Genomic DNA, 25,635 nt, shown 5'->3' on the forward strand with positions numbered 1-25,635 from the left:
TCAATCACTTGCAACCTTCTTTTCAAGATTGCCCCGAAGCATTTCGTCCCGGGTGAGCCGCCCATTCTACATCCCTTTGTTGGTCCGTCAACACCCTTTGCGATGAACTTCTTGCTAGGGGAGTTGCCGTACGCGAGAGGTGCGTTGGCGGGGTGGCGAATATTAGGGATTGCATGCCGATCTGGCAAGCGATTTCTGCAAATTTTTTTGCATGTAGCGCGGCGCGTGCTCGCGCTACATGTCAAGCGGAAGAAAACTCACGCCTGAGTGAGCAACACGCGCGCGAAGTTGCGCTTGCCGACTTGCAACACGGCTTCGAATCCCGGCGCAAACACGCGCTGCGCGTCTTCGACAACTTCCGCATCGATGCGCACGGCGCGCTCTTTGAGCTTGCGGTTCGCTTCGGAGTTGCTAGTGGTAAGGCCCGCGGCGGTGAGCAACGCAGGCAAGCGTAACCCCTCCACCGGCACAGCGATTTCCGTGAGCGGCAGCAAGCTCGTATCGCCCTCACCGCGCACCACCGCGTGCCAGCCTGCAATCGCCTGCTCGGCAGCTTGCGCGCTGTGGAATCGCGCTGCCAGTTCGCGCGCGAGACGAAGCTTGGCATCGCGCGGATTGAGCACACCGCTGGCTACGTCATGCTTCATCTTGGCCAGTTCGTCGAGCGAAACATCGAAGCTCAGCAACTCGAACCAACGCCACATCAGCTCATCGCCGATCTTCAAGGTCTTGGTGACGATATCGATCGCCGGCTCATTGATGCCGATGTAATTGCCCAGCGACTTGGACATCTTGTTGACGCCATCCAGCCCTTCGAGCAGGGGCATGGTGAGCACGATCTGCGGCGGCTGACCGTGATGCTCTTGCAGCGCGCGACCCATCAGCAGATTGAACTTCTGATCGGTACCGCCGAGCTCGACGTCGCACTTCAACGCGACGGAGTCGTAACCCTGCACCAGCGGATAGAGAAATTCGTGGATGGCGATCGGCTGCTGCGCGGCATAGCGCTTGGCGAAATCATCGCGCTCAAGCATGCGCGCAACCGTGTGCTGTGCGGCGAGTTTGATCATGTCGGCCGCGTTCATCTTGCCGAACCATTCGGAGTTGAAACGCAGCTCGGTTTTCTCGCGGTCCAGCACTTTGTAGACCTGCTCGGCGTACGTCTGCGCATTCGCCAGCACGTCTTCACGGCTGAGCGGCTTGCGCGTGATGTTTTTGCCGGTGGGATCCCCGATCATGCCGGTGAAATCGCCGATCAGGAAGATCACGGTGTGCCCCAGATCCTGGAACTGGCGCATCTTGTTGAGCAGAACGGTGTGGCCCAGATGCAGATCCGGCGCAGTGGGATCGAAGCCGGCCTTGATGCGCAATGGGCGCCCGAGCTTGAGGCGTGCCGCCAACTCCTCCTGCTTGATGATCTCGTCGGCGCCGCGCGCAATAGTGGCCAGCGCCTGCTCAAGCTCGTTCATGTGATCCTCTTCGAAAGTAGATGCCTAGGCAGCCAAAAAGGTGATGGTCGCCGTCAATAACGTTAATTGTGCGTTAACCGGAAAGCTTGCGCAAACCCTTGATGCGAAAGGCATTGACGCCCTTTGCACAAGCTCGTTATGGTACGCGGAATTGATACTTTGTAACCGCTGGGGGGCGGTGTTGGCGATGAATAAGAATAATAAGGTCGATTAGCGATGGCCCAGAGCAAGCCCGATCCGCGTACCGCACGCAAACTGGCCATCCGCCGCAAGGCACAACGCCGACACTCCCACTTCTATCAGCACTGCGCGCATTGGTCGTTCAATCGCCAGCCGGACGGTACTCAGCCGCCCATTCACTGGCATCGCGAACGCTGGATGCTTGCGGCGACGGCGCTGTTGATCACCGTGCTCTCCGGTTTCCTGATCCCTGCATGGGCCACGGCGATGAAACCCGTCGCCACACAACCTGTGGCGCACACCCTGTTGCCGCTCGCGTTGCCGAAGATCGAAGCGCCCGCCTTGAAGGCGGCGACCACGGAAGATTGGCGTGTGGTCGCGGTACACCCCGGTCAAACGCTTGCCGATATTTTCCAGAGCCAAGGTTTGAGCCTGGCTGATTTGCAGCGCGTCGTGGACAACGCAGGCGATGCAAAGTCAGCGTTGCATCACATCCGCCCGGGCCAGGAATTCGATTTCCTGATCGGCAGCCACGGTAATCTCGAAGGCATTCGTTTCGACAAGGACGAATCCACACGCGCAATCATCCGTCTCGATAGCGCCACGCCGAGTATGACCACCGTCGCGCGCGCCGTGGAAACGCGCGAGCAGATCGCGCATGGCGTGATTGACGATTCGCTGTTCGCCGCCGCCAACAAGGCTGGCCTCAGCAACGCGATGGTGATCAAACTTGCCGACCTGTTCAAGTACGACATCGACTTCGTGCAGGATCTGCGCGTCGGCGACAGCTTCACCGTGATCTACGACACCGTCTATCGCGATGGCACTTACTTGCACGAAGGCGATATCGTCGCTGCCGAATTCATCAACCAGGGCCAGCGCTATACGGCATATCGTTTCAAGCGCCCGGACGGCAGCTTCGGCTGGTTCAGTGAAGATGGTCGTCCGTTGCAGAAATCCTTCCTGCGCATTCCGGTGGATTTCACACGCATCTCCTCGCCGTTCAGTGCCGCACGCATGCATCCGATCCTTGGCCTGATGCGCGCGCACAAGGGTGTGGATTACGCCGCACCCACCGGCACGCCGATTCACGCTGCCGGCGATGGCGTGATCAAATTCCGCGGCTGGATGAATGGTTACGGTAATTTCGTCATCATCCAGCACAACGCGCACATCAGCACGGCCTACGGTCATATGTCGCGCTTTGCGACCGAACACGTGGGACAGCATGTGCGACAGGGTGATGTGATCGGCTACGTGGGCATGACGGGGTTAGCTACCGGCCCGCATTTGCATTACGAATTCCGCGTCGATGGTGTACAGCGCAATCCGCAGACAGTCACGCTGCCCAAACCCGAACCGCTCCCCGCCGTGCAGCTTGCGCAGTTCAAGAGCACCGTGGTGAAGCCGCAATTGGCGCGCCTGATGGACATCGACAATCACTACAAGCTTGCAAGCGCCGAATCTGCCGCTCATGGCAATGGCTAAGCCGGATGACGCTTCGGCGCTCTACATCGGTTTGATTTCCGGCACCAGCGCGGACGGCATCGACGCCGCGCTCGTGCGTTTCGAGAAGGGCCAGCCCCGACTGATTGATGCCATCGCGCATGCATGGCCCGCTGCGCTGCGCCAGCAGATCCTTGGCGTAGCGCAGGGGGAAGCCACGCTTGATCTGGATGCATTCGGGCGCCTGGACATCGCGGTCGGCCATGCATTCGCCGACGCAGTCGAGACGTTGCTTGCGCATGGCGGCACGCCAGCATCATCGGTGCGAGCCATTGGTTCGCACGGACAGACGATCCGCCATCGCCCTTCCGGCGAATTTCCCTTTACTTTGCAGATCGGCCACGCCAGTGTGATCGCCGAACGATGCGGCATCGATGTCGTGGCGGATTTTCGCAGTGCGGATGTTGCCGCCGGTGGTCAGGGCGCACCCTTGCTTCCTGCCGTGCATGCCATGCTGCTCAGTGCATTCGGCCATACGCGTGTCGTGCTTAACCTCGGCGGCATTGCAAACATCACCGTGCTTACAGCGAACGGACACGTTTTCGGGTTCGATACCGGGCCGGCGAATGGACTGATGGATGCCTGGTGTCTTCGCCATCGTGGCGAAGCCTTCGACCGCAATGGTGCCTTTGCGGCGAGTGGAAGCGTGGATGAAGCCCTTCTCGCCACCTTGTTGCGCGATCCCTACTTTGCGTTGCCGCCGCCCAAGAGCACCGGACGTGAACATTTCCATCTCAGCTGGCTGGATGCACGTGCGCAGGCAAGAGCGTTGTCGCCCGCTGACGTGCAGGCCACGTTGCTGGAGCTCACGGCGCGCAGCATTGCCATGGCGATCGATGCGCATGCAAACGATGCCAAGGATGTTCTGCTCTGTGGCGGGGGCGTGCATAACTCCGCGTTGGTGCAGCGCTTGCGCGAGTTGTTGCAACCGCGCGAGCTGCGAAGCACCGCCGAACACGGCGTCGATCCGGATTACCTGGAAGCCACGGCTTTCGCGTGGCTTGCACGGCAGCGGCTACTTGGATTGCCGGGCAACCTGCCGGCCGTTACGGGCGCAAAAGGACCGCGCGTGCTGGGTGCGGTCTATCCGGCACCCGCTACGCGCTGATCATTCCAGTAATTCACTCACATGACTGGGTGCAAGCTGCTCGGCGCGAGCCGTGGCAAGCGCTTGCATCGCTTCCTGAAACGCCGCGCGCTCATTCGCATCCCAATGGCCGCTGGCGATGGAAAGATCGCTCGATTCCAGCAGGTTTTCCGCCAGCAAGCCACCGCCTTCGGACACGCCCAAACCTTGCCGTAGCGCCTGCAACACGACGTCGTTAATCGACCAATGACGCTCTTTGGCCAGTAGTTTGATGCGATCGGCCATCAATCGGTCGATGTGACGAATCATTAGATCCGGCATAGGACAGTTGCTCCGTTGCCACACAGCCCTGTGTGGCGATCCTCTCCAACTGCGCGGCGGCTGACAATCGTCAGTGCGGCGATTCGTGGATCAGTTCGCAATGGCTTTGTGAGCGCTTTCAGCTCCCGTTGGCGGAAGGTGCTGCAACCGGATCGAAACGCCGCCACAGCCAGGCGAAAAGCAACATCGCCGGCAACGCCGAACCGACGGTAATCACGAAATAGCCGCCATAGCCCGAAGCCGCCACGATGCTGCCAGCAAAAAAGCCAAGCATTTTGCCCGGCAGATTCACCAGTGAACTGAGCAAGGCGTATTGCGTGGCCGTATGTTGGCGATTCACTAGCAAGGAAAGGAAAGCAACAGTGGGTGGACCGAGCATGCCCTCGAAGAAATTCTGGCCGGAAATGGCCAAGGTCAGGATCGAAAGATGACCCTGATGGTGAATCAGCAACACGTACAGCAAATTGCTGACCGCACCGAGCACGATGCATACGCCGAGGGATCGCCACGCACCCCAGCGTGCCACCGCCGCACCGCCGGCGAACGCACCCACGATTCCGACCCAGATGCCATAGATCTTGGTAACAGCGCCGATCTCCGTATTGGAAAAACCCATGTCGCGATAAAACGGTCCCATCACACCGCCAATGATCGCTTGCTCGGGAATCTTGAACAGCAAGATGAACAATAAGGTCAGCAGCGCAAGCATCCAGCCGTAGCGGCGGAAGAAGTCGGCAAATGGATCGATCACGCTTTCGCGCATGGCCTGCCGCCACGACGACGGCCTGAGGCGCAACACGTCGGGCTCGCGCATCGTCAGCGTCGTGATGACCGGTATCGCCATGGTTATCGCCATCAGCACATAGATCTGCGCCCAGCGGATGTGATCGGCCAGAATGAGTGCCAGCGCACCGGACACGAGCATGCCGAGTCGATAGCCCAGCACGTACGTTGCGACCAAGGCGCCTTGTGCCGAGGGCGGCGCAATTTCGATGCGGTACGCGTCAATCGCGATGTCTTGGGTGGCGCCCAGGAACGCGACGATCACCGTGACGGTCACAAACGCCGTCAGCTGGTGCGGCGTCAGCGCAGCCATCCCTAACAGGCCGACGAACACCCCCAGCTGCGCAAACAGCAACCATCCACGGCGCTGCCCCAGGCGCGTGAACAACGGCAGGCGCCAGTGATCCAGCAGCGGCGCCCACATGAACTTGAATGCGTAGGTCATGCCGGCGCTGGCGATCATCGTGATGTCCTTCAGCAGGATGCCATTCTGTTTCAGCCAGAACGACAACGTGTAAGACACCAGCAGAAACGGCAGGCCGGAAGAAAATCCGAGCAGACACAACGTCCACGCGGAGGGCTGCGAGAACGCTTGCCAGATGGACAGCCTACGCGCTGCCGGCGCGGCCACCTCAGTCGGCATAGTCGACTGTATAGGGCGCGTGATCGGAGAAGCGTTCGTCGCGATAGACCGAACAATGTTTGAGACGCTTTTGCAGCGACGGCGTCACGATCTGATAGTCGATACGCCATCCCACATTGTTCTCGCGCGCACGGCCACGGTTGGACCACCACGTATATTCGACCGCCTGCGGCTTGATCGTGCGAAAGCTATCCACCCAGCCGTGCTTGTCGATCAGATCATTGAGCCATGTGCGTTCTTCCGGCAGGCAACCGGAGTTTTTCTGGTTGGAGCGCCAGTTCTTGATATCCAGTTCGCTGCGCACGATGTTCCAGTCGCCGCAAAGCACGTAATCGCGACCACTCTTGAGCCACTTGTCGAAGATCGGCGTGAGCCAATTCATGGCCTTGAACTTGAATTGCTGACGCTCCTCGCCGGACGAACCCGAGGGCACATACAGCGATACCACGCTCAGATTGCCAAAACGCGCTTCGATGTAACGCCCTTCGTTATCGAATTCATCCCAGCCAAGTTGGGTGAGCACCTTGTCCGGCTCGCGCTTGGCGTAGATCGCCACACCGCTGTAGCCCTTCTTGCTGCTGGCATCGCGATAGAAGCAGTGATGCCCATCGGGCCGGAACATGGGGTCGGCGAGCTGATCTTCTTGCGATTTGGTTTCCTGCAGGCAGACCACATCGGCGCGCTGCTTGCGTAGCCACTCGAAGACGCCCTTGGTGGCGGCGGAGCGGATGCCGTTGGCGTTGAGGCTGATGATGCGCATGGGGGCTCCTCGTGGGATGGGCCATGATAGCAACCGCGGGCGCGAAGCGAGGGACGCGTTACCATGGTGCATCTTCACCTTTCGCAAGCGACTGCCATGCACGATTACCAGCGCGACTTCATCGAACTCACCCTGCAACGCGACGTATTGCGCTTCGGCGAATTCACGCTCAAGTCCGGTCGCGTCAGCCCCTATTTCTTCAACATGGGCCGCATCGATTCAGGCGCGGCGCTGGGCCGCCTGGGCCGTGCCTACGCGGCAGCCGTGGTTAATTCCGGACTTCAGGTGGACATGCTGTTCGGCCCCGCCTACAAGGGCATTGCCCTGGCCGCGGCTACTGCCATCGCGCTGGCCGACCAGCATCGCCGCGACGTGCCCTGGGCCTATAACCGGAAGGAGGCGAAGGATCATGGTGAAGGCGGCATGCTCGTCGGCGCGCCACTCCAAGGTCGCGTGCTGATCGTGGATGACGTGATGACTGCCGGCACCGCCGTGCGTGAATCCCTAGCGCTGATTCGCGCGCAGGGCGCCACGCCCGCGGGCGTATTGATTGCGTTGGATCGGCAGGAACGCGGCCAGGGTGAGCTTTCCGCGGCGCAGGAAGTGCAGCGCGACTACGGCATTCCGGTCGTCGCCATCACCAGCTTCAGCGACGTGCTCACCTATGCGGGCGAGCGGCCGGACCTCTCCGCGGAACATCAGCGCATGCTCGCCTACCGCGAGCACTACGGCGTGAAAAGCTGAGGAACCCGTTCGCCGCAGTGATTCCAATCACGCCGGAGCGTTGCCGTCACCCAGATGCCAGAAGCCCATGGCTATACTGGGCCTCGAGGAGGGGGTCATGCGTCGATTTGCGTTACTTGTTTTGTCGTTGAGCATTGCCGGCCTGGCGGCAGCCCAGGGCGCTTCCAACAGTAGCGTTCACTACCGCTGGGTGGACGGCAGCGGCCTGTCGCACTTCAGTGACAGCCTTACCCAGGATGCCATCAAATATGGCTACGATGTCATCAGCAGTAACGGCATGGTGCTGCGGCACGTGCAGCGGGAACTCACGCCAACCGAGCGCGCTGCCGCCGAAAAGCAGGCCGCCGAGGACGCGGCGCGGCAACGCGCCATCAACGAACAGAAGCAGCAGGATCTGCAGCTTCTAAACACCTACCCAGACGAAGACGCGCTCAGATCCGAGCAGCAACAGGTGCTCGACAATCTCGATGAGCAGATGAACACCACGCGCCTGAACCTGCACAGCCAGGATGCCGCGCTGGATGATCTGCTCAACCGCGCCGCCGACGATGAGCGCGCTAAGAAACCTGTGCCGAAAATGCTGACCGATCAGATCAACGATCAACGCACCGTGGTCGCCAACGAACGTGCGCTGCTCGAACGCCAGAAAACCACGCGCGAAACCATGCTGCAACAGCAGGCGCAGGAGCTGGAGCATTTCCGCTCGTTGAAGGCGTCGGAAAAGGCCAACCGCGGCTATTGACCGTTTCATGCTCGCCGCACAGGGCGCAGAAACCCGTCTTCTCGTGGTCGCCATGCCCGCGCAAGCGGAAATCCATGCCGCTTGGATCTAGCCCTATTCCCGTTTGCTTGGGAACAGCGGCACCTAGAACGGCAACTTCAGCGATGGATCCACCGCCAGCAACTGCGCGCGGAACGTATCCTGGATCCGCTTGAGCGCCGGCGCGTTGTCGGCGTCGAAGCGCAACACCAGGACCGGCGTGGTATTGGAGGGACGCACCAGTCCCCAGCCATCCGACCAATCGGCACGTACGCCATCGATGGTCACTAGCGTGGCGTCTTCGAAGTGCGCTTTCTCGCGGAATTTCTCCATGAAACGATAGTGCTCGCCTTCGGCCATTTCCACTTTCAGTTCGGGCGTGGAAACGCCTTTCGGACACGTGGCGAAGATGTCTTCCGGTGTACGCCCTTCGATGTCACCTGCCAGGATTTCCAGCAGGCGCGCGCCGGCATAGATGCCGTCGTCGAAGCCATACCAGCGCTCCTGGAAGAAAAAATGACCGCTCATTTCACCGGCCAACTCCGCCCCCGTTTCGCGCATCTTCGCCTTGATCAGCGAATGGCCGGTACGCCACATCAGCGGGCTGCCGCCGGCATCGAGAATCTGACCTTTCAGATGGCCCGTGCATTTGACGTCGTAGATGATCGTCGCGCCGGGCTGGCGTGAAAGCACGTCGCGTGCGAACAGCATCAGCGTGCGATCGGGGAAGATGATTTCGCCGCTGCGGGTTACCACCCCCAAGCGGTCGCCATCACCGTCGAACGCCACGCCCAGATCTGCACCGGTCTGCTTCACCGACAGAATCAGGTCTTGAAGATTGTGCGGATCGGACGGATCGGGATGATGGTTCGGGAAATTACCATCCACATCGCAATACAGCGGAATCACATCGCAACCGATGCCTTCGAGCACCTGCGGCGCCACTGCACCGGGAATACCGTTGCCGCAATCGACCACGATTTTCAGGCGGCGCTCGGTTTGGACATCCGACGTGATGCGCTCGATGTAGTCGGGCACCACATCGACCTCGCGCACATTGCCGCCGCCGCCCGCTTCGAGCGCGCCTGTGGCAATGCGCTGATAAAGATCCTGGATGGCACCTTCCGAAAGCGTCTGACCGCCGACGACGATCTTGAAGCCATTGTAATCGGGCGGATTGTGGCTGCCCGTCACCGCGACACCGCAACCGGTGTTGAAGCGATAGGCCGCGTAGTAGACCACTGGCGTCGGCGCGGCACCAATGTCGATCACATCCACGCCGGCCAGGCACAGGCCCTCGGACAACGCGCCCGCCAGCTCCGGACCCGACAACCGCCCATCACGACCCACCACGATTTCGTGCAGGCCTTGCTCGCGCATCACGGTGCCGATGGATTGACCAAGCAGCTTGGCGACGGTGGCGGTCAGACTTTTACCCACCACGCCGCGTACGTCATACGCGCGGAAGATGGTGGGATCGACGCTGATGGAGGCTGGTGCCGGCGCAGGGGCCGGCTTGGCGACCACGGGAGCCACGGGTTTGACCGCTTCGGGCTGGGAGGGCATCTGTACGTCCGACAAGGGTTCTTCTTCGACAGCCGCATTGCGCGCAGAGCGCGGATGCGCAAACAACCAGAATAAACCAACGCCGCCCATCAGGCATACCAGGGTGATCAGTGCCGCGAACGGCCATGAAGGCGGCAGCACAATGTAGGCACCCGGCAACACCGCCACGATAAAGAAATTGCTGCCGGCAATGGGCTTGCCGACCGGCTCCACATCCGAGGCCCCGGCGGCACCACGCGCCAGCAACCGCAGGTTTTCGCCATGATCGGTGCTCTGCACGAGCTGCAATCGTCCACTTTCCACCGACACCGCGTTGAAGCGCTGCGCAATCGGCGCAAACGGCAGCTCGATCCACGCCCACCCAAGCGGCTTCTGCGATGGCCCCAGCGGCACCACCATGGTCAGGCGACGATCGCCGGCGCCATGCACTTCCGTTTCCACCGGCGGTGCGCCTTCGGCATCGGGCGCCGACATCAATTGCGCGGCTTTGGCGTAACCGAATTGGTGATAGTTGGCATGCAGCACCTCATCCAGGCCAGCGCTGTAGAGCTCTACGTTCAACGCTTGCGGCAGGTGCTGCTTCAGTGCGGCGAGCACTTGCGGCGCGCTATCGGGTAATCCGCTCGCATCAACACCAGCGACCGCCTCGTCCACGCCGTTGCGTTCCTGGACGATCTCGGCGGCGAGCACTTGGATGGCCCGGTCCTGCGCGGCATGCACGTGATCCACGGCGCTGCCTTGACCGGCGATGAGCCATGTCTGCCAGGCGCAGAAGGCGGCAACGGCCAGCAGCAAGGTGCCCCCAGCCAGCGTCAGCAGTCGCCCCCATTGGATGTGCAAACTCGGCAAACGCGCTTGTGCGCCGCTCATCGCCATGCCCCATTCCCCGCGATTTTCAGTGTTTTCCCGTGGAACCGAAACCGCCCTCTCCACGCTCCGAAGGCACAAATTCGTCAACCAGCCGCAGCCGTGCCTGCCCCACCGGCACCAGCAACAGTTGCGCAACCCGCTCGCCCACCGCAATGGTGTAGGGCTGCGTGCCGCGATTCCAGCAGGAGATCATCAGCGGCCCCTGGTAATCGGCATCGATCACCCCTACCAGGTTGCCCATCACCAGGCCGTGTTTATGCCCCAGTCCCGAACGCGGCACGATCAGGGCGCACCAGCCCGGGTCGCCGATGTGGATGGCCATGCCGCTAGGCACCAGGGCGCTTTGGCCAGGTGCAAGCGTAAGCGGTTCGACCAGCGCGGCGCGCAGATCCATGCCTGCGCTACCGAGCGTGGCCGCTTGCGGCAGTGGGATGCTATCGCCTAGACGCGGATCGAGCAGCTTCACCTCGATATCGATCATCCGCGCACCGCCTTGTAGCGGCTGGCAATGCATTCGATGAGCTGGCGCGCGAGCGCAGCCTTGTCGGTGCGCGGCAACGCGAGTGAGCCATCGGCCCAGTACAGCGTGATCGCGTTGTCCGCCGTTTCGAAGCCCAGACCCTCGCCGACTTGATTGGCGGCGATCATGTCCAGGCCTTTGCGTTGCAGTTTGTCACGCGCATAGATCTCCACGTTCTGCGTTTCGGCGGCAAAACCGACCAGGAAGGGATGCGCTTTCTGCGCCGACAGGCTGGCAAGGATGTCTGGGTTTTCCGCCAGTTGCAGCGTGAGATCGGCGCCATCGTGTTTTTTCAACTTGTGCGCGGCCACGCTGTTGGGACGGTAATCGCCGACGGCGGCCGAACCGATGTAGATGTCTGCACCGCCTGCAGCTTCTGTCACGGCGGCATGCATCTGCGCAGCGCTGCGCACGTCGATGCGCCTGACGATGCCCGCCGGTGTCGGCAGGCTTACCGGGCCTGCCACCAGCGTAACGTGCGCGCCTGCCTGTGCCGCCGCCTCGGCCACCGCGAACCCCATGCGTCCGGAGCTGCGGTTGCCGATGAAACGCACGGGGTCGATGTCTTCGTAAGTCGGGCCCGCGCTGACGACGATGTTCTTACCGCGCAGCACCGGATCGCCAAATGAAGCGACCATGGCCGCGCGCAACTCGTGCGGTTCCAGCATGCGGCCCGACCCCACTTCGCCGCAGGCTTGATCGCCTGCCGCCGGCCCCAGCATCTGCACGCCGCGCGTGCGCAGGATGGCAATGTTGGCCTGCACCGCCGCGTGCGCCCACATCTGCTGATTCATCGCCGGTGCCACGTAGACGGGCGCTGCGGTCGCCAGGCACAGCGTGGTAAGCAGATCGTTCGCATGGCCGTGCGCGAGGCGGGCGATCAGGTCGGCGCTGGCCGGGGCGATCAGCACGCGCTCGGCCCAGCGCGCCAGCTCGATATGTCCCATCGCCGCCTCGGCCGACTCATCCCACAAGCTCACGCGCACTGGTTCGCCGGACAGCGCCTGGAAGGTGGTGGGCGTGACAAAACGCGTGGCGTTCTCGGTCATCACGACACGCACGTGCGCGTCGAGGTCACGCAGGCGGCGGACCAGCTCGCAGGACTTGTAGGCGGCGATGCCACCGGACACTCCCAGGACGATGCGGCGTTCAGCAAGACTCATGATGTAAGCGAGGCCCGACGTACGAATAGACGGCTAGCTTACCGGAATCACATCGACCACCTGCTGCCCGGACAGCCCCCTCAAACGGGATGCTGGTCACATGAGCATTCGACAATGGCCGGAAGGCGAACGACCCCGTGAGAAATTGCTGGCACGCGGCAGCACCGCACTATCAGACGCCGAACTACTCGCCGTGCTGCTGGGCAGCGGCGTACGCGGCAAGGACGCCATCGCACTTGGACGCGAATTGCTGATGCAGGCCGGCAGCCTCGACGCGTTGCTGGGTCGTGCGGAGCGCGACATTCGTGTCCCCGGATTAGGGCCGGCCAAGCGCGCTCGCATTACGGCTGCGTTGGAACTGGCCCGCCGCAGCCTGGCCGAACAGCTCACCAAGCAGCCTTCTCTGAGCAATCCGCGCGAGAGTGGCGACTACCTTCGCGCACAATTGCGGCACCTGCAGTACGAAGTATTCGCCTGCCTTTATCTGGATAACCGAAACCGCGTGCTGGCCTTCGAAGAGCTGTTTCGAGGCACCTTGGACGGCGCGAGCGTGCATCCGCGTGAGGTCGTGCGCGCCTGCCTCAAGCACAATGCCGCCGCCGTGATCTTCGCCCACAACCATCCCAGCGGCGTGGCAGAACCGAGCTCGGCCGACCAGGCCATTACCCGCGAATTGAGCCAAGCGCTGCGGTTGATTGGCGTGCGTGTGCTGGATCATCTGGTGATCGGCCACGCCGAGCCCGTATCCATGGCCGCACGCGGATTGCTTTAGCCCAAGCGCAAAAAAACGGCGCGACCGGGAAGGTTCGCGCCGGGAGCCGCATGAGGGGAGGGTATGAAGGGGTGCGGCGGCCCCGTATCGTGCCGACGGGGGAGACGTCGGTGATACCCGGTCATTGTCGCGATGCGTCATGACCGCCGTATGACATTGCACGATGACAAGCGCACACGCGCGCAGCCGGTGCCCGCTGGCAAAACTTATGCACATAGCGCGCTGGAAGCCACTTAGGGACACATCACTGAAAAGCACATCAAGTACACAATTTAACGTTATGATTTTTAACAACTAATTGCATGACAGTGTGGTTTCCAAGCGGATTTATCGCTTTTATTCCTATGGCGCCTTCACTTTCCCCACAGACTTATCCACAGCTCGATCCACCGCGCTGCAGCAGGCCAGCGGCACTCATGGCGAGGGTTATTCACCCGCTCAGATGCCCAAAACGCTAGGCACTTTATTTAGCTGAACGGGCCAAACCGTGCACAGCGCAACGAAAGGGCCTGAGTCGGGCGGGCTGCAGCGCGGCTGTCTGTTACGATGCGCGGTTCCATTCCCGATCGATCCCCTCCCGTGAAAGAAGCGCTGCGCGAACTGGTCTTAACGGCTATCCGGACCCTTCAGGCTGAGGCCGTCCTGCCCGCCGATCTTGACCTGCCCAACTTCGTGATCGAGCGCGCACGAAACCGCGACCACGGCGATTTCGCCACCAATGCGGCCATGCTGCTGGCCAAACCGGCGCGCGCAAAACCGCGCGACGTGGCCGAGAAACTGGTCGCCGCCCTGCCGGTCAACGCCGCCGTGGCCAAGGTGGACATTGCCGGGCCAGGCTTCATCAACTTTTTCCTTGCGCCCACGGCGTATCACACGGAGACGGCGCGCATCTTGGCCGAAGGCACCACCTATGGCCGCAATCGGAGCGGTGCGGGCCATACCGTGGGCGTGGAATTCGTATCCGCCAACCCGACCGGGCCCCTGCATGTAGGCCATGGTCGCGCCGCGGCGATAGGCGACTGTATCGCCCGCTTGCTTGAGGCCAGCGGCTGGAACGTAAAGCGCGAGTTCTACTACAACGATGCCGGCGTACAGATTCAGAACCTGGCAATCTCGACCCAGGCGCGCGCGCGCGGCGTCGCGCCCGGCGACGCGGGATGGCCGGAAGACGGTTATCGCGGCGACTACATTGCCGATGTCGCACGCGCCTATCTGACCGGTGATACGGTGATCGCCGACGGCCAGGCGATCACCGGCGCGAAAAACCCAGACGACCTCGAAGCGATCCGCCATTTCGCCGTGGCCTGTCTGCGCCGCGAGCAGGATCTGGATCTGCAAGCCTTCGGCGTCGGTTTCGATGTGTACTTCCTTGAATCCTCGCTCTACACCGACGGCAAGGTGGAAGAAACCGTGCGCGAATTGATCGCGCACGGGCACACCTACGAAGAAGGCGGTGCACTCTGGCTGCGCACCACCGATTTCGGTGACGACAAAGACCGCGTCATGCGCAAGTCCGACGGCACCTACACCTATTTCGTGCCGGACGTGGCCTACCATCGCAGCAAGTGGCTGCGCGGTTACGAACGGGCCATCACGGAATTGGGTTCGGATCATCACGGCAGCCTGGCTCGCGTGAAGGCGGGGCTGCAGGCGCTGGATTGCGGCATTCCCAACGGATGGCCGGAATATGTTCTGCACCAGATGGTGACGGTGATGCGTGGCGGCGAAGAGGTGAAGATATCCAAGCGCGCCGGCAGCTACGTCACCCTGCGCGATCTGATCGACGAGGTCGGTCGGGACGCTACGCGCTACTTCTTGATCGCACGCAAGGGCGACTCGCAGCTCGTGTTCGACATCGACCTCGCCCGCTCGCAGAGCAACGACAACCCCGTTTACTACATCCAGTACGCCCACGCTCGCGTGTGCCGCGTACTGGAAGAGCTTGCCGAGCGCGGCCTGCCGCCGGTCGATACGCAGGCCGGCATCGCCCAGATGGCGCGGCTGGACAGCGAGCCGGAGCAGATTCTGCTGACGGAGCTTTCACGCTATCCAGAGGTGGTCGAGACCGCCGCCAACAATCTGGAACCGCACCTGATCGCGCAATACCTGCGCGAACTCGCCGGTGCGCTTCACAGTTACTATCACGAACACAAATGGATCGTGGACGACGCCGCGTTGCGCCATGCGCGCATCACGCTCGCCCTCGCCACCCGCCAGGTGATTCGCAACGGTTTGGATTTGCTGGGCCTCAGCGCCCCGGAGAAGATGTAAATGGCACCACGCAAGGGCAAAGGGCGGCAGGCCGTTCGCAATAACAGCGGCGGGTTTCCAGCCTGGGCCGGCATTCTTATCGGCATCCTGATCGGTGCGCTGGTCGTGGTGGTGCTGATGCGCCACTCGCTGGTGCCGATGGGCCCGAAGGGTCCGCAGCCCAATCCCGAAGCCACCGCGCAACCGGGCAGCGATGAAGGCATCGCTCCCACCACCACCGCGCCCAAGAAGCCGCAGTACGACTTCTATTCCGTATTGTCGGAAAAGGAAGTGCGCATTCCGGATTCGGAGATCAGCGCGCAGGCCAAGGCAGAGCAGCAACAGCAACTGGCCACGCAACAGAAGCCGCAGGCGCAGAATGCCGCGCCGAGCGCTCCGCCGTTGCCGCCCAATGCACCTCGCGCCGAGACGCAGAACATCACCGCCGCGCCGCAGTCGGCGGTGGCGCCACCGCCCGCAGCCGGCCCGGCGCAGAGCGGGTATCTGTTGCAGGTCGGCGCATTCCCCAGCGCCTCGGATGCGGAAACGCTCAAGGCCAAGCTTGCCTTGCAGGGCTTTGTGGCCAATGTGCAATCGGTCAACGTGGGTGGCCAGACCTACCATCGCGTGCGCCTGGGGCCATTCCATTCGGCCACGGACCTGGAGTCGGCCAAACAGCGACTCGCCTCGGCCGGCTTTCCCGCGATCGCACTGAAAGCGGGTATGTAAGCAAAAACGAAGGGCGCCAGAGGCGCCCTTTTTTATGCGTCGCGCTTGCTTGCTGAAAGCGCTCAAGCATGCGCGACGCACCGCTCAGCCCACCGGTCCGCGCCCGATGGCGCAGTGCGCCATGTCAAGGTGAAAACCCCATCGTGTCCATAGCGCGCATAATGGACCGGCCGCCCGTGTCGTAAAGAACCAGGGGAACCTAACTCATCGTTTACAGGGCATCACCCTGAAGAGAGGTTCTTATGAAGCAGATCACGGCATGGCTCGCGCTGGCCCTGCTCTCGGGCGCAGCCGTACAAGCGGCAGAAAAACCAGCCGTCACCGTCGTACGCGATTACACGGATATCGTCGCTCCGGCCGATCAGCAGGCGTACGAAGCTGGCATGAAAAGCTTCAACCAGTGCCTGCATCAGCATGGTTTCAAATACACCTGGACAGCATGGGTGCACGAGACCGGTGATACGTACAGCTATTCGTATACGTCGGCGCCTGTTCCATGGAGCACTTTCGACGAGATGGATGCCGCCGGCAAAGCCTGCGACACGGCGATGAGGTCTAGCGTCAATCCGCACTTGAAGAGCGAAACCAGTGCGTTCATGCAGGTCTTGCCCGAACTGAGCCACATGCCCAAGGCCGTCGATCCGGCACCCAAGCTCATCGAGGTCACGCTGTTCACGCTCAAGCCTAGCCACGAGTCTTCGGAGGCGTTCATGGCCAACGTGAAAAAGATTGCCGCAGCCGCCGAGAAGTCAAAATGGCCGTACTACTACCAGTTCTCGCGCCTCATCGATGCGGGCGACGGAGCCCCGGACTTCATCCTGGTGTCGCCGTCCAAGAGCTGGGCAGAACTCGGGGCCGATCCCGATCCCGACGTATGGAAGATGGCCGAAAGCGTGTATGGCAAGGCCGATGCGGCAGCCATGCGCAAGGCGATCAACGATGCCATCAAAGATGTCTCATCGCACGTCGACAGTTACAACGCGGATCTGACCTACACCGCATCCGGCCAGTGACGGTCGCAGTGAAAACAGGCGGCCTGTCGTGGCCGCCTGTTTCATTTTTTTCAATGTTTGCGTTTGAGGCGGATCAGCGCGGAGATGTCATCATCGCCGTACCCCTGGCGCATCAGCTCGGCGTAATCGACCAGCGAACGCTCAATCACCGTGCGATCCGTACCAACACCTTCGGCGATACCACGCACGATGCCCAGATCCTTATGCAGCAAACCAAGCTTGAAGCCGACGCTGAACTGATTGTTCAACATGGTCGCGCCGCGCTTTTCCAGGAACCAATTGCCCGCGGCGCCGGCTCCCAGCGTGGGAATCAGGCGCTCCGGATCCAAGCCCAGCGCTTCGCCTAAGGCGAGACCTTCGCACACTGCCTGCGCAATGCCGGCCACCAGCACCTGATTGACCGCCTTGGTCGCCTGCCCTGCACCGACATCGCCAAGATGCGTGATGCGCAGCGCGTAGGCTTCGAGCACGGGCCGTGCACGTTCGAGCACGGCCGCCTCGCCACCGACCATGATCGAAAGCTTGCCGTTCTTCGCGCCTTCCACGCCGCCGGAAACCGGGGCATCCAGAAAATGCGCGCCGACGGCTTTCAATCGCACCGCCGCTTGTTTTGCCGTATCGGGCGCCACAGTGGAATGATCGATCACGATGGTGCCTGGCTTTACATGCTGCGCAAGCGCATCGACGGTGCCGAGCACATCCGCATCGGCCGTCACACATAGCGCAATCACGTCACACTGCGCGGCGAGCTCGGCAAGCGAAGGTGCACTGACGCCCAAGGTATGTGCCAGCGCCTGCGCCTTGGCATGGGTGCGGTTGGCTACCGCGTGCAGCAACGCGTGCTGCTTGAGATGTCCTGCCATGGGTTCGCCCATGGCACCCAATCCGATGAAAGCTACCTTCAAGCTCATGCGTGTTCCTTCAAAAATTCAATGATCCGTATCGAGTACGCGATGCACGTCATGCGTCACGAACGGGTTCTCCGGCGAGGGCGGTTCCAGCCAATGCGGACGACTCAAGGTGTGGCGCATGTCGGACAACCCGCTTTGCCAATGCTCGTGCATCGTCGCGGCACTGAATTCGTAATCCTTGTAGTGCCCTTCGTAGGGTTTATCACGATAGATCAGATGGATGAGATTGGTAAGGGCGCCGTTGGCATAACGCTGCGCGCGATGAAAGGCGGGGTTGTCGCGCTTGTCCTGCGGCACCAGCTCCATCAGATCGTGCAATAGACGCTGTTGCTCGCGACTTTGATGCATGTATTCGGTGACCAGGCGCGTACGGCTGGAATACTGGATGTCCTTCGCACGCTCGGTCACGCTGCCCATGTCGCGCGGCAGCGCTCCAACCGAGCTCCACAGATCGACTTGAAAAATCAGCGCATCGCGATGCGGCCGCTCGGTCAGCACTTTATAGAGCGGCGTATTGGAGACCATGCCACCATCCCAGTAATACTCGCCATCGATTTCCACGGCGGGAAAACCCGGCGGCAACGCACCCGACGCCATGAAATGTTCCGGGCGAAGTTTTCCTTGCTTGTTGTCAAAATAGGCGAAGTTGCCCGTGCGCACGTTGACCGCCCCGACTGACACGCGCACCGTGCGTGCATCGTTGATGCGGTCGAAATCGACCAGTCGTTCGAGTGTTTCGCGCAACGGCGCGGTGTCGTACCAGCTTGCAGTGGCCGGCGTGCCGTGCCATTGCAGTATCGGCGGCGGCACGCGCGGCTGGAAGAACCCCGATTGCCCTTCCGTCATCGTGCGCCACGCCGAAAGAGTGTTCACGCTGTCGCGAAAGATCTGCGGCATCATCAAGCCGTCCGGCCATGGAAACGCAGGACGGCCGGGCCATAAAGCGGACTTGCAGATGGTGTCCCAGAATTCCGTAAGGCGCTCGACACGATGCTCCGGCGCATTGCCTGCGATGATGGCTGCGTTCAAGGCGCCGATCGAAATGCCGGCGATCCAGTTCGGATGCAAACCCGATTCGGCCAGCGCCTGGTAAACGCCGGCCTGGTAAGCACCCAGCGCACCCCCGCCCTGCAGCACCAGTGCAGTGACCTTGTATTTATCCTGCATCGGGTGATGCGCGACAGCGGTGGATGATGTCTTGGTGGCGGCCATACAGGCTCCTAAGCATTCTTCTCGTCGAGGTAGTCGTAAACGACCGTACCCAGGTCGAGCGTGAGATCGGTAATGTAATGCACCGCCGATTCCACCTTGAGCACTGGCAAATCGGCCACCGGCGCCAGCGCATGCGGATGCAGCTCCAGCGAAGAGGGGCCCGTCCAGGCGCCCCTGAGGGTGACGTTGGTCGTGTAATAGCGCACCAGCTCGCAGATACGCGGCGTACCATCCACGTGCGGGATGATCTTCAACAGAAAACTCGGCGCGGCCAGGCCAGCGAGGATCGCATCGGCATCGGCCGCACGATGCTTGAAGCCCATGGTCGCCTTGGCCACACGCACCTTGCCGTAATCGAGCGTGCCGACCAATGTGTCGATCTCGGTTTCCAGCACGGGCGTGGCGAGCTTTTTCGGAAAACCCCACAATTCACGACCACCGGCGATCGGCGGATGATCGTTGAGATACATCGCATGCACGTAGCCGCCACGCTGGCCGCGGAAACTCACCGGAATCACTTGCCCCGATTCGGTGTAGTCGCCGAAGCCGGTGGAATCGGGCATGCGGATGAATTCGTACTTCACCAGCGGCTCGGTGACTTCCAGCGGCTCGGGCACGACTTCGCGCAGCGCATCCATGTCGGTGCGATAGGTGATGACGAGAAATTCGCGATTGATGAAACGATACGGGCCCTTGGGAAAGGCGGGGCTCGTCAGAGGCATGGCGAAGGCGTTCGCTTTGACGTCGGCGATTTTCACTTTCGGATCCTTTTCTGGTATTGGCCCTTTCTGCAGCTTCCTTACATTGCCGTCATTCCCGCGAAAGCGGGAATCCATCTTAGCGTTTGCACCAGAGCAAGATGGATTCCCGCTTTCGCGGGAATGACGGCAATGTAAGGGGCAGCGCTTAAGAGCGACAAAGAAAGCCTTACTGCATGTACCAGCCGTGGCTCACCACAATGCTTTGACCCGTCAACGCCGCGCTCGGGAATGCCGCCAGGAACAGCGCCGTCTGCGCGATGTCCTCGACCGTGGTGAACACGCCATCCACAGTGTCTTTCAACATCACATTCTTGATCACATCGTCTTCGCTGATGCCCAGTTCCTTGGCTTGCTCGGGAATCTGCTTTTCCACCAGAGGCGTGCGCACGAAACCCGGGCAGATCACATGCGAGCGAACGTTATGCGCCGCACCCTCTTTGGCCAGCGTGCGCGCAAGACCCAGCAGGCCGTGCTTGGCAGTGACGTAGGCGGACTTCAGCTTGGACGCTTCGTGCGAATGCACCGAACCCATGTAGATCACGGTGCCGCCCCGGCTCTTGCCGGCACCGTCGTCTTTGTACATGTGCTTGAGCGCGGCCTTGGTGGTGAGGAAGCCGCCATCGAGATGGATTGCCAGCATTTTTTTCCAATCGGCGAAAGCGAACTGGTCGATCGGATTGATGATCTGCACGCCAGCATTGGAAATAAGCACGTCCAGACTGCCGAAGGTTTGCACGGTTTTGTCCGTGCCCGCGTTTACCGCCTCTTCGTTGGTGACATCCATGGCAATGCCGATGGCCTTTCCGCCGACTGCCTTGATTTCCGCCGCCGCGGCATCCGCTGCTTGCTGATTGATGTCAGCGATCGCCACTGCCGCACCGTTCTTTGCGTAAAGTTCGGCGATCGCTTTGCCCAGGCCGCTAGCTGCGCCTGTGATCAATGCAACCTTGCCGTCGAGACTTGCCATGTGCCACTCCTTCGGGTGAGGGAAAGATGCAAGGGCGGCACATTGGTTGCCGTGGAAAGTTTCGACACGCTGTCGAAACTTTCCCAGGCAATGTCGCTAACGCACGCCCTCAGAGAGGTAGGTATAGCCGGTCAAGCCTTCATTCAATGTTACAAACAGGCTTTCCGCCTGTTCGCCAGTCATACCCGCTGCAGCAATGCGTTCACGATAGCTGCGGCGAAGCGCCTCCAGGTCGTAGCCGACGTAATCGAGCATCAGGTCGGTGGTATCGCCGCGACGCTGGTGGGCAAACACATAGCTGTCGCCTTGCACGCGCACGTTTACAGCGTCGGTATCGCCAAACAGGTTGTGGATATCGCCCAACGTTTCCTGATACGCGCCGACCATGAAGATGCCCAGCCGATACGACTCGCCATCCTCCAACGCATGTAGAGGCAGGCTTACGTCAACACCTTCAGCATCGACGTAATGATCAATGCGTCCATCCGAATCGCAGGTGAGATCGACCAGCACACCACGCCGCGAAGGGCGCTCGTGCAAACGTGCGATGGGTGCAATGGGGAAGATCTGATCGATCGCCCACACATCCGGCACCGATTCGAACACGGAGAAGTTGACGAAATACTTGTCGACCAGTTTTTCGTCGAGTTCGTCCAGCGCTTGGCGATGCGCACGCTCGGCCGGCAACAGGCGCGCACGTACCGCGTCGGCAATGGCGTAATAGAGATCGTCCAGCCGCGCGCGCGCAGCCAGCGACAACTGCCCCAGCGCGTACAACGTCTGGCCTTCGAGCAGGTGATGCTGCGCTTCGTGGAACAGTTCCAGCGGCGGGCGCGAATCCAGTTCATCGTGCACTTCGCGCAAATGACGCAGCACCGCCGGCTCATTATTCTCGATGGGCGCAAGACTGCCGACAGGCACCGATTCCACTTCGCTCACGTTCACCACCATCACGGCGTGATGCGCGGTCATCGCGCGACCGGCTTCGGTAATGATGTGCGGCGCCTTCAGCCCTTCGGCTTCCACCGCTTCAGCCAGTGATTGCACGATCGTGGCGGCGTACTGCTCCAGCGAATAATTGATCGAGTTATGGCTGCGCGAGCGCGAACCTTCGTAATCCACGCCCAGGCCGCCCCCCACATCGACGATATCCAGCGGCACGCCCATGCGCCTGAGTTCCACGAAATAGCGCGTGGCCTCGCGCATGCCGTTGGCGATGTCGCGCACATTGGAAATCTGCGACCCCATATGGAAATGCTGCAACTTCAACGTGTGCTTCAAGCCGGCCTGTTCCAGGCGTGTCACCAGATTCAGCACCTGTGCCGGCGAGAGCCCGAATTTGCCTTTGTCGCCGCCGGTGTTCTGCCATTTGCCCGCGCCAATGGATGCCAGGCGCACGCGCACGCCGAGCAGCGGCTCCACGTTCAAGGCGTTGGCTTCGGCGATTACATGATCGAGTTCGGACAGCTTCTCGATCACGATATGGATGCGCAGGCCGAGCTTGCGGCCAATCAATGCAAGGCGGATGTATTGGCGATCCTTGTAGCCGTTGCAGATCACGATGGAACCGGGCCGCGCCATCGCCAGCACGGCCATCAGCTCGGGCTTGGAGCCTGCCTCCAATCCGAAACCGTGCGCGCCGGCGGCCACCAATTCGGCCACCACGCCACGCTGCTGGTTCACCTTGATCGGATAGACGGCCGTATAGCCGCCCGCGTAATGCCATTCGCCGATGGCCTTGGCGAATGCGCCCTGCAAGCGCGCAAGACGGTTGGCGAGGATGTCCGGAAAGCGCACCAGCAGCGGCAGACGCAGGCCATCGGCACGCGCGCGTTCGACGATATCGGGAAGTGAAAAAGCAGGGCCGTTCGGCCCTTGAGGGCGGATCACGATATGGCCGCCCTCGTTCACATCCACATAGCCGTCGCCCCAGTGAGGCACGGCATAGGTGTGGCGGGCGGCATCGATGTTCCAGGCATTCGCCATGTGACGGAATCTCCTTGTAGGGGACGACGTCGTCGCAGCGGCGGAGCCTTGACGAACGACTCAGCCGGCCGGAAGCCTCGCACGCCGCGGGGCCGGAAGAGCTTGACGGGCGGCCGGAGCTGGCAACCCGAACGCGTAGTGTAACGGCCCGCTGCGACAATTTGAGGTCATGCGTGCTTGCATCCCGGTCGCCCCGGCGAAAGCCGGGGTCCAGCGACGTTCATAACTGGGCCCCGGCTTTCGCCGGGGCAACGGGGATGCGATGACATGGATTGGCGGCCAATTACGGCTCGACCCTGACTTGCCGCTACAATTGCCCCTCTTTATCGACGCTCTTTAGGATCCCTCTCTCATGTCGCAGCCCACCTGGTTCACCGAAGCCCACCAGGCGTCCGGTTCCTCCATCGGTTATCGCGTTGAAAAGCTGCTGCATGCCGAGAAAACCCCGTTCCAGACCATCGAGATCTACCAGACCACCGACTGGGGCAACCTGATGGTGATCGACGGCTGCGTGATGCTGACCAGCCGCGACAACTTCCTCTATCACGAGATGATGACCCACCCGGCGCTGTTCACCCATGCGCGCGCCAAGCGCGTGGTGATCATCGGCGGCGGCGACTGCGGCACGCTGCGCGAAGTGCTCAAGCATGAGGAAGTGGAGCACGCCGCGCAGGTGGAGATCGACGAACGCGTCACGCGCCTGGCCGAGCAGTATTTCCCGGAATTGTGCGAATCCAACCACGATCCGCGCGCGGAGCTGCTGTTCATCGACGGCATCAAGTACATGGCCGAGGCGGAGCCCGAATCGCTGGATCTGATCATCGTCGATTCCACCGACCCAGTAGGGCCGGCCGAAGGCCTGTTCAACGCGGCCTTCTACACCAGCTGCTACAAGGCGCTGCGTCACGGCGGCATCCTGGTGCAGCAGAGCGAATCGCCGCTGGCGCACGTCGAACTGATCAAATCGATGCGCGCCGCGATGCGCACGGCCGGTTTCAGCGCGGTCAAAACGCTGCCGTTCCCGCAGCCGTGCTACCCCACCGGCTGGTGGAGCTGCACGATGGCGCGCAAAGGCGGCGATCTGGCCGGGTTCCGCGAGCGCGGTGCGCTCAGCAAGAACTTCGCCACGCGCTACTACAACGCCGAAGTGCACAAAGGCGCGCTGGCCGTACCGGAATTCATGCGCGAAGCGCTCGGGGACTAAAGCGCGGGGAACGGGCGGATCATCGCCGTTCCCAAGCCCTCAGAAAATCCGGCTGCGCACTTTCGGCAGCAACACGATAACGAGGGTGGCGAGCGGACCGAACACCAGCGACAGCAGGAACCACAGCAGGCCGTTTCGGTTCTTGCCCTGCGCCAGGCCGGCATTGATCAAGGCTAACGTGCCCCACCCGACGAACCACGGGGCAGCATTCGCTTGGGTCAGCATCGAAAACGACTCCACAGCTTTCTCCTGTGTACCTCACGGGCGAGCGGTCATGCATGCTACAGGAGCTTTGTGCGGCATGCCCATGTTCCCGTTCCCGAAAAAAAACTGCGGAATTTCCGTTCAGAACCACCTCAAACCGGTCCAGCTATGCTGACCGCTTTTATGACCGTTGGAGCAGCCCCCATGCGCGGATGGCGCACTCTTGCCCTTATTACTGCGGTTTGCACGTTCGGCGCTACCGCCACCGCCGCAGGCCCGCAAGCGACACCCGATGCCGCCAAAACCTCGCAGGGCCGCCAAAAAGCCCTGCTCGCCTTCCAGAGCGACCTGGTCAGCGTGCTCGCCCCCAGTGGCGATGCTGACCGCCTGCTCGCCGCCGCCCTGTTGGCCCGCCCGCTGCCCAACCCCGGCAAATTGAGCAACTTCCACAGCCTGATCGAACGCGCCGCGCACGCTGACGACGCCGGCCCCGCCGTGAATTGGGCACGCCTCGCCGATTGCGACCCCGGCGCCCACGCCTGCCCCAACAGCACTGCCCTGACCCAACTCGTGCAGCAGGCACCGGACAACGCTGCCGTGTGGTTGGTGAAATTGAGCCAGGACGTCAATACGCTGAAAAAAGACGATGCCCGGCAGGATCTGGCCAAGGCCGCGTCCGCCCAGTTGTATGACGACTACAGCGGTGTCGCCCTGAAGGTGCTGGCCAACGGAGCCACCCTGCTGCCGCCGCCGAGCGCCACGCTGGACCCCAATTCCGCCGCCGGCGCCAACGGCGTGCAGGCGCTGATCGTGTTCAGCACCGCCGCCGGCATGCCGCAGCCGGCCCTGCGCGATACCGCCGCCTATTGCGCCGAGCAGGCGCCCAAGGATGCTTCGGTCAAGGATGATTGCCTGAAACTGGGCAAGATCCTGGAATGGGGTTCCAGCCCACTTGCGCGCTCGCTCGGCCTGCATCTGCGCGAGGTGCTCAACACCGATCCGGCGCAGCAGCAGGATGCGCAGAACGCCCGCCTCAACCTGGTCTGGCAGGTGCAGAACTTTGCCGAACTGTCGCTGCGCGCGCAGAACGACAAGGCACGCGCGCAGCATCTGCTGGCGCTGGCGCGCAGTGGCGGCACCCAGATGAGCATGGTGCTGGCCGCCCTGCACGACGATGGCATTCCCACCGACGCACCCGCGGGCTGGCAGCCGCACAAAGCGCAATGACGATGCCCATGGGGCGAGCGGTCGGTA

General features: G+C 61.7%; 23 protein-coding genes. 10 read left to right on the plus strand and 13 right to left on the minus strand.

Annotated elements, in window-relative coordinates; all coding sequences use genetic code 11:
* Positions 1-257: 257 nt before the first annotated feature.
* Positions 258-1,469: a tyrosine--tRNA ligase gene (tyrS, locus tag DWU98_RS16210; protein WP_115496614.1), complete on the minus strand. Its 1,212-nt coding sequence runs from the start codon at positions 1,467-1,469 to the stop codon at positions 258-260.
* Between the two features lie 216 nt (positions 1,470-1,685).
* On the opposite strand from tyrS, the gene DWU98_RS16215 reads away from it, so the two are divergent.
* Positions 1,686-3,137, plus strand: coding sequence for an OapA family protein (locus DWU98_RS16215; protein WP_115496615.1), 1,452 nt, complete (start codon positions 1,686-1,688; stop codon positions 3,135-3,137).
* Positions 3,124-4,263, plus strand: a complete 1,140-nt coding sequence (locus DWU98_RS16220; protein ID WP_425480240.1) for an anhydro-N-acetylmuramic acid kinase — start codon at positions 3,124-3,126, stop codon at positions 4,261-4,263. Before DWU98_RS16215 ends, DWU98_RS16220 begins: the two co-directional genes overlap by 14 nt.
* On the opposite strand, the gene DWU98_RS16225 is transcribed toward DWU98_RS16220, so the two are convergent.
* The 3 genes from DWU98_RS16225 to DWU98_RS16235 form a co-directional block, all read right to left on the minus strand.
* Positions 4,264-4,563, minus strand: a complete 300-nt coding sequence (locus tag DWU98_RS16225; RefSeq protein WP_115496617.1) for a hypothetical protein — start codon at positions 4,561-4,563, stop codon at positions 4,264-4,266.
* Between the two features lie 118 nt (positions 4,564-4,681).
* The gene (locus tag DWU98_RS16230) at positions 4,682-5,989 is read right to left on the minus strand and encodes an AmpG family muropeptide MFS transporter (RefSeq protein WP_425480241.1); all 1,308 of its coding nucleotides are present in this window, start codon (positions 5,987-5,989) and stop codon (positions 4,682-4,684) included.
* The gene (locus tag DWU98_RS16235) at positions 5,979-6,749 is read right to left on the minus strand and encodes an exodeoxyribonuclease III (RefSeq protein WP_115496618.1); all 771 of its coding nucleotides are present in this window, start codon (positions 6,747-6,749) and stop codon (positions 5,979-5,981) included. The genes DWU98_RS16230 and DWU98_RS16235 overlap by 11 nt, the downstream gene beginning before the upstream one ends.
* A 96-nt stretch (positions 6,750-6,845) precedes the next feature.
* On the opposite strand from DWU98_RS16235, the gene pyrE reads away from it, so the two are divergent.
* Together pyrE and DWU98_RS16245 are read left to right on the plus strand one after the other, a co-directional pair.
* Positions 6,846-7,493 carry an orotate phosphoribosyltransferase gene (gene pyrE / locus DWU98_RS16240; RefSeq protein ID WP_115496619.1) on the plus strand — a complete coding sequence of 216 codons (648 nt, stop codon included), beginning with the start codon at positions 6,846-6,848 and terminating at the stop codon, positions 7,491-7,493.
* Between the two features lie 97 nt (positions 7,494-7,590).
* Positions 7,591-8,235, plus strand: coding sequence for a DUF4124 domain-containing protein (locus DWU98_RS16245; protein WP_115496620.1), 645 nt, complete (start codon positions 7,591-7,593; stop codon positions 8,233-8,235).
* Between the two features lie 123 nt (positions 8,236-8,358).
* Here the strand turns inward: DWU98_RS16245 and DWU98_RS16250 are convergent, their stop codons facing one another.
* The 3 genes from DWU98_RS16250 to coaBC are packed head-to-tail and all read right to left on the minus strand — an operon-like array spanning position 8,359 to position 12,372.
* Positions 8,359-10,695 (minus strand): phosphomannomutase/phosphoglucomutase, encoded by a 2,337-nt coding sequence (locus tag DWU98_RS16250; protein ID WP_115496621.1) that lies wholly within the window; start codon positions 10,693-10,695, stop codon positions 8,359-8,361.
* Between the two features lie 19 nt (positions 10,696-10,714).
* On the minus strand, positions 10,715-11,170 hold the full coding sequence (gene dut / locus DWU98_RS16255; protein ID WP_115496622.1) for a dUTP diphosphatase: 456 nt from the start codon (positions 11,168-11,170) through the stop codon (positions 10,715-10,717).
* Positions 11,167-12,372: a bifunctional phosphopantothenoylcysteine decarboxylase/phosphopantothenate--cysteine ligase CoaBC gene (gene coaBC, locus DWU98_RS16260; RefSeq protein ID WP_115496623.1), complete on the minus strand. Its 1,206-nt coding sequence runs from the start codon at positions 12,370-12,372 to the stop codon at positions 11,167-11,169. The genes dut and coaBC overlap by 4 nt, the downstream gene beginning before the upstream one ends.
* A 100-nt stretch (positions 12,373-12,472) precedes the next feature.
* Here coaBC and radC point away from each other — a divergent pair, with 100 nt between their 5' ends.
* The 4 genes from radC to DWU98_RS16280 all read left to right on the plus strand — a co-directional run bounded on the left by radC (position 12,473) and on the right by DWU98_RS16280 (position 17,136).
* Positions 12,473-13,144: a RadC family protein gene (radC, locus tag DWU98_RS16265; protein ID WP_115496624.1), complete on the plus strand. Its 672-nt coding sequence runs from the start codon at positions 12,473-12,475 to the stop codon at positions 13,142-13,144.
* Between the two features lie 579 nt (positions 13,145-13,723).
* A complete protein-coding gene (gene argS, locus DWU98_RS16270; RefSeq protein WP_115496625.1) occupies positions 13,724-15,415 on the plus strand; it encodes an arginine--tRNA ligase in 1,692 nt (563 codons plus the stop codon).
* Entirely contained in the window at positions 15,416-16,123 is a 708-nt protein-coding gene (locus tag DWU98_RS16275) for an SPOR domain-containing protein (protein WP_115496626.1), read from the plus strand. It abuts the gene before it with no gap.
* Positions 16,124-16,365: 242 nt separating this feature from the next.
* Positions 16,366-17,136: a hypothetical protein gene (locus tag DWU98_RS16280; protein WP_115496627.1), complete on the plus strand. Its 771-nt coding sequence runs from the start codon at positions 16,366-16,368 to the stop codon at positions 17,134-17,136.
* 50 nt (positions 17,137-17,186) lie between these two features.
* Here the strand turns inward: DWU98_RS16280 and DWU98_RS16285 are convergent, their stop codons facing one another.
* From DWU98_RS16285 to speA, 5 genes are all read right to left on the minus strand, one after another.
* Positions 17,187-18,047: an NAD(P)-dependent oxidoreductase gene (locus tag DWU98_RS16285; protein WP_115496628.1), complete on the minus strand. Its 861-nt coding sequence runs from the start codon at positions 18,045-18,047 to the stop codon at positions 17,187-17,189.
* A gap of 18 nt (positions 18,048-18,065) precedes the next feature.
* Positions 18,066-19,259 (minus strand): DUF3734 domain-containing protein, encoded by a 1,194-nt coding sequence (locus tag DWU98_RS16290; protein ID WP_115496629.1) that lies wholly within the window; start codon positions 19,257-19,259, stop codon positions 18,066-18,068.
* A gap of 8 nt (positions 19,260-19,267) precedes the next feature.
* A complete protein-coding gene (locus DWU98_RS16295; RefSeq protein ID WP_115496750.1) occupies positions 19,268-20,017 on the minus strand; it encodes an acetoacetate decarboxylase in 750 nt (249 codons plus the stop codon).
* A gap of 169 nt (positions 20,018-20,186) precedes the next feature.
* Positions 20,187-20,987, minus strand: coding sequence for a 3-hydroxybutyrate dehydrogenase (locus DWU98_RS16300; protein ID WP_115496630.1), 801 nt, complete (start codon positions 20,985-20,987; stop codon positions 20,187-20,189).
* A gap of 96 nt (positions 20,988-21,083) precedes the next feature.
* A complete protein-coding gene (gene speA, locus DWU98_RS16305; protein ID WP_115496631.1) occupies positions 21,084-22,973 on the minus strand; it encodes an arginine decarboxylase in 1,890 nt (629 codons plus the stop codon).
* A gap of 352 nt (positions 22,974-23,325) precedes the next feature.
* Between speA and speE the strand changes: the two genes are divergently transcribed.
* Positions 23,326-24,177 carry a polyamine aminopropyltransferase gene (gene speE, locus DWU98_RS16310; RefSeq protein ID WP_115496632.1) on the plus strand — a complete coding sequence of 284 codons (852 nt, stop codon included), beginning with the start codon at positions 23,326-23,328 and terminating at the stop codon, positions 24,175-24,177.
* A 39-nt stretch (positions 24,178-24,216) separates the two neighbouring features.
* Here speE and DWU98_RS16315 read toward each other — a convergent pair whose 3' ends face one another.
* A complete protein-coding gene (locus DWU98_RS16315; protein WP_115496751.1) occupies positions 24,217-24,402 on the minus strand; it encodes an antitermination protein NusB in 186 nt (61 codons plus the stop codon).
* 183 nt (positions 24,403-24,585) lie between these two features.
* Between DWU98_RS16315 and DWU98_RS16320 the strand changes: the two genes are divergently transcribed.
* On the plus strand, positions 24,586-25,608 hold the full coding sequence (locus DWU98_RS16320) for a hypothetical protein (protein ID WP_115496633.1): 1,023 nt from the start codon (positions 24,586-24,588) through the stop codon (positions 25,606-25,608).
* The last annotated feature ends 27 nt before the right edge of the window (positions 25,609-25,635 follow it).

It is taken from the genome of Dyella monticola, assembly GCF_003363155.1.
In the GTDB taxonomy this organism is placed as follows: Bacteria; Pseudomonadota; Gammaproteobacteria; order Xanthomonadales; family Rhodanobacteraceae; genus Dyella_B; species Dyella_B monticola.

Coding starts and splice junctions, on each gene's coding strand:
- DWU98_RS16250 (WP_115496621.1), bottom strand. CDS start 10,695: ATGGCGATGAGCGGCGCACAAGCGCGTTTGCCGAGTTTGCACATCCAA.
- DWU98_RS16285 (WP_115496628.1), bottom strand. CDS start 18,047: ATGAGCTTGAAGGTAGCTTTCATCGGATTGGGTGCCATGGGCGAACCC.
- DWU98_RS16235 (WP_115496618.1), bottom strand. CDS start 6,749: ATGCGCATCATCAGCCTCAACGCCAACGGCATCCGCTCCGCCGCCACC.
- dut (WP_115496622.1), bottom strand. CDS start 11,170: ATGATCGATATCGAGGTGAAGCTGCTCGATCCGCGTCTAGGCGATAGC.
- DWU98_RS16245 (WP_115496620.1), top strand. CDS start 7,591: ATGCGTCGATTTGCGTTACTTGTTTTGTCGTTGAGCATTGCCGGCCTG.
- pyrE (WP_115496619.1), top strand. CDS start 6,846: ATGCACGATTACCAGCGCGACTTCATCGAACTCACCCTGCAACGCGAC.
- tyrS (WP_115496614.1), bottom strand. CDS start 1,469: ATGAACGAGCTTGAGCAGGCGCTGGCCACTATTGCGCGCGGCGCCGAC.
- DWU98_RS16275 (WP_115496626.1), top strand. CDS start 15,416: ATGGCACCACGCAAGGGCAAAGGGCGGCAGGCCGTTCGCAATAACAGC.
- DWU98_RS16300 (WP_115496630.1), bottom strand. CDS start 20,987: ATGGCAAGTCTCGACGGCAAGGTTGCATTGATCACAGGCGCAGCTAGC.
- coaBC (WP_115496623.1), bottom strand. CDS start 12,372: ATGAGTCTTGCTGAACGCCGCATCGTCCTGGGAGTGTCCGGTGGCATC.
- speE (WP_115496632.1), top strand. CDS start 23,326: ATGTCGCAGCCCACCTGGTTCACCGAAGCCCACCAGGCGTCCGGTTCC.
- DWU98_RS16220 (WP_425480240.1), top strand. CDS start 3,124: ATGGCAATGGCTAAGCCGGATGACGCTTCGGCGCTCTACATCGGTTTG.
- DWU98_RS16230 (WP_425480241.1), bottom strand. CDS start 5,989: ATGCCGACTGAGGTGGCCGCGCCGGCAGCGCGTAGGCTGTCCATCTGG.
- DWU98_RS16315 (WP_115496751.1), bottom strand. CDS start 24,402: ATGCTGACCCAAGCGAATGCTGCCCCGTGGTTCGTCGGGTGGGGCACG.
- DWU98_RS16320 (WP_115496633.1), top strand. CDS start 24,586: ATGCGCGGATGGCGCACTCTTGCCCTTATTACTGCGGTTTGCACGTTC.
- speA (WP_115496631.1), bottom strand. CDS start 22,973: ATGGCGAATGCCTGGAACATCGATGCCGCCCGCCACACCTATGCCGTG.
- DWU98_RS16215 (WP_115496615.1), top strand. CDS start 1,686: ATGGCCCAGAGCAAGCCCGATCCGCGTACCGCACGCAAACTGGCCATC.
- radC (WP_115496624.1), top strand. CDS start 12,473: ATGAGCATTCGACAATGGCCGGAAGGCGAACGACCCCGTGAGAAATTG.
- DWU98_RS16290 (WP_115496629.1), bottom strand. CDS start 19,259: ATGGCCGCCACCAAGACATCATCCACCGCTGTCGCGCATCACCCGATG.
- DWU98_RS16280 (WP_115496627.1), top strand. CDS start 16,366: ATGAAGCAGATCACGGCATGGCTCGCGCTGGCCCTGCTCTCGGGCGCA.
- DWU98_RS16225 (WP_115496617.1), bottom strand. CDS start 4,563: ATGCCGGATCTAATGATTCGTCACATCGACCGATTGATGGCCGATCGC.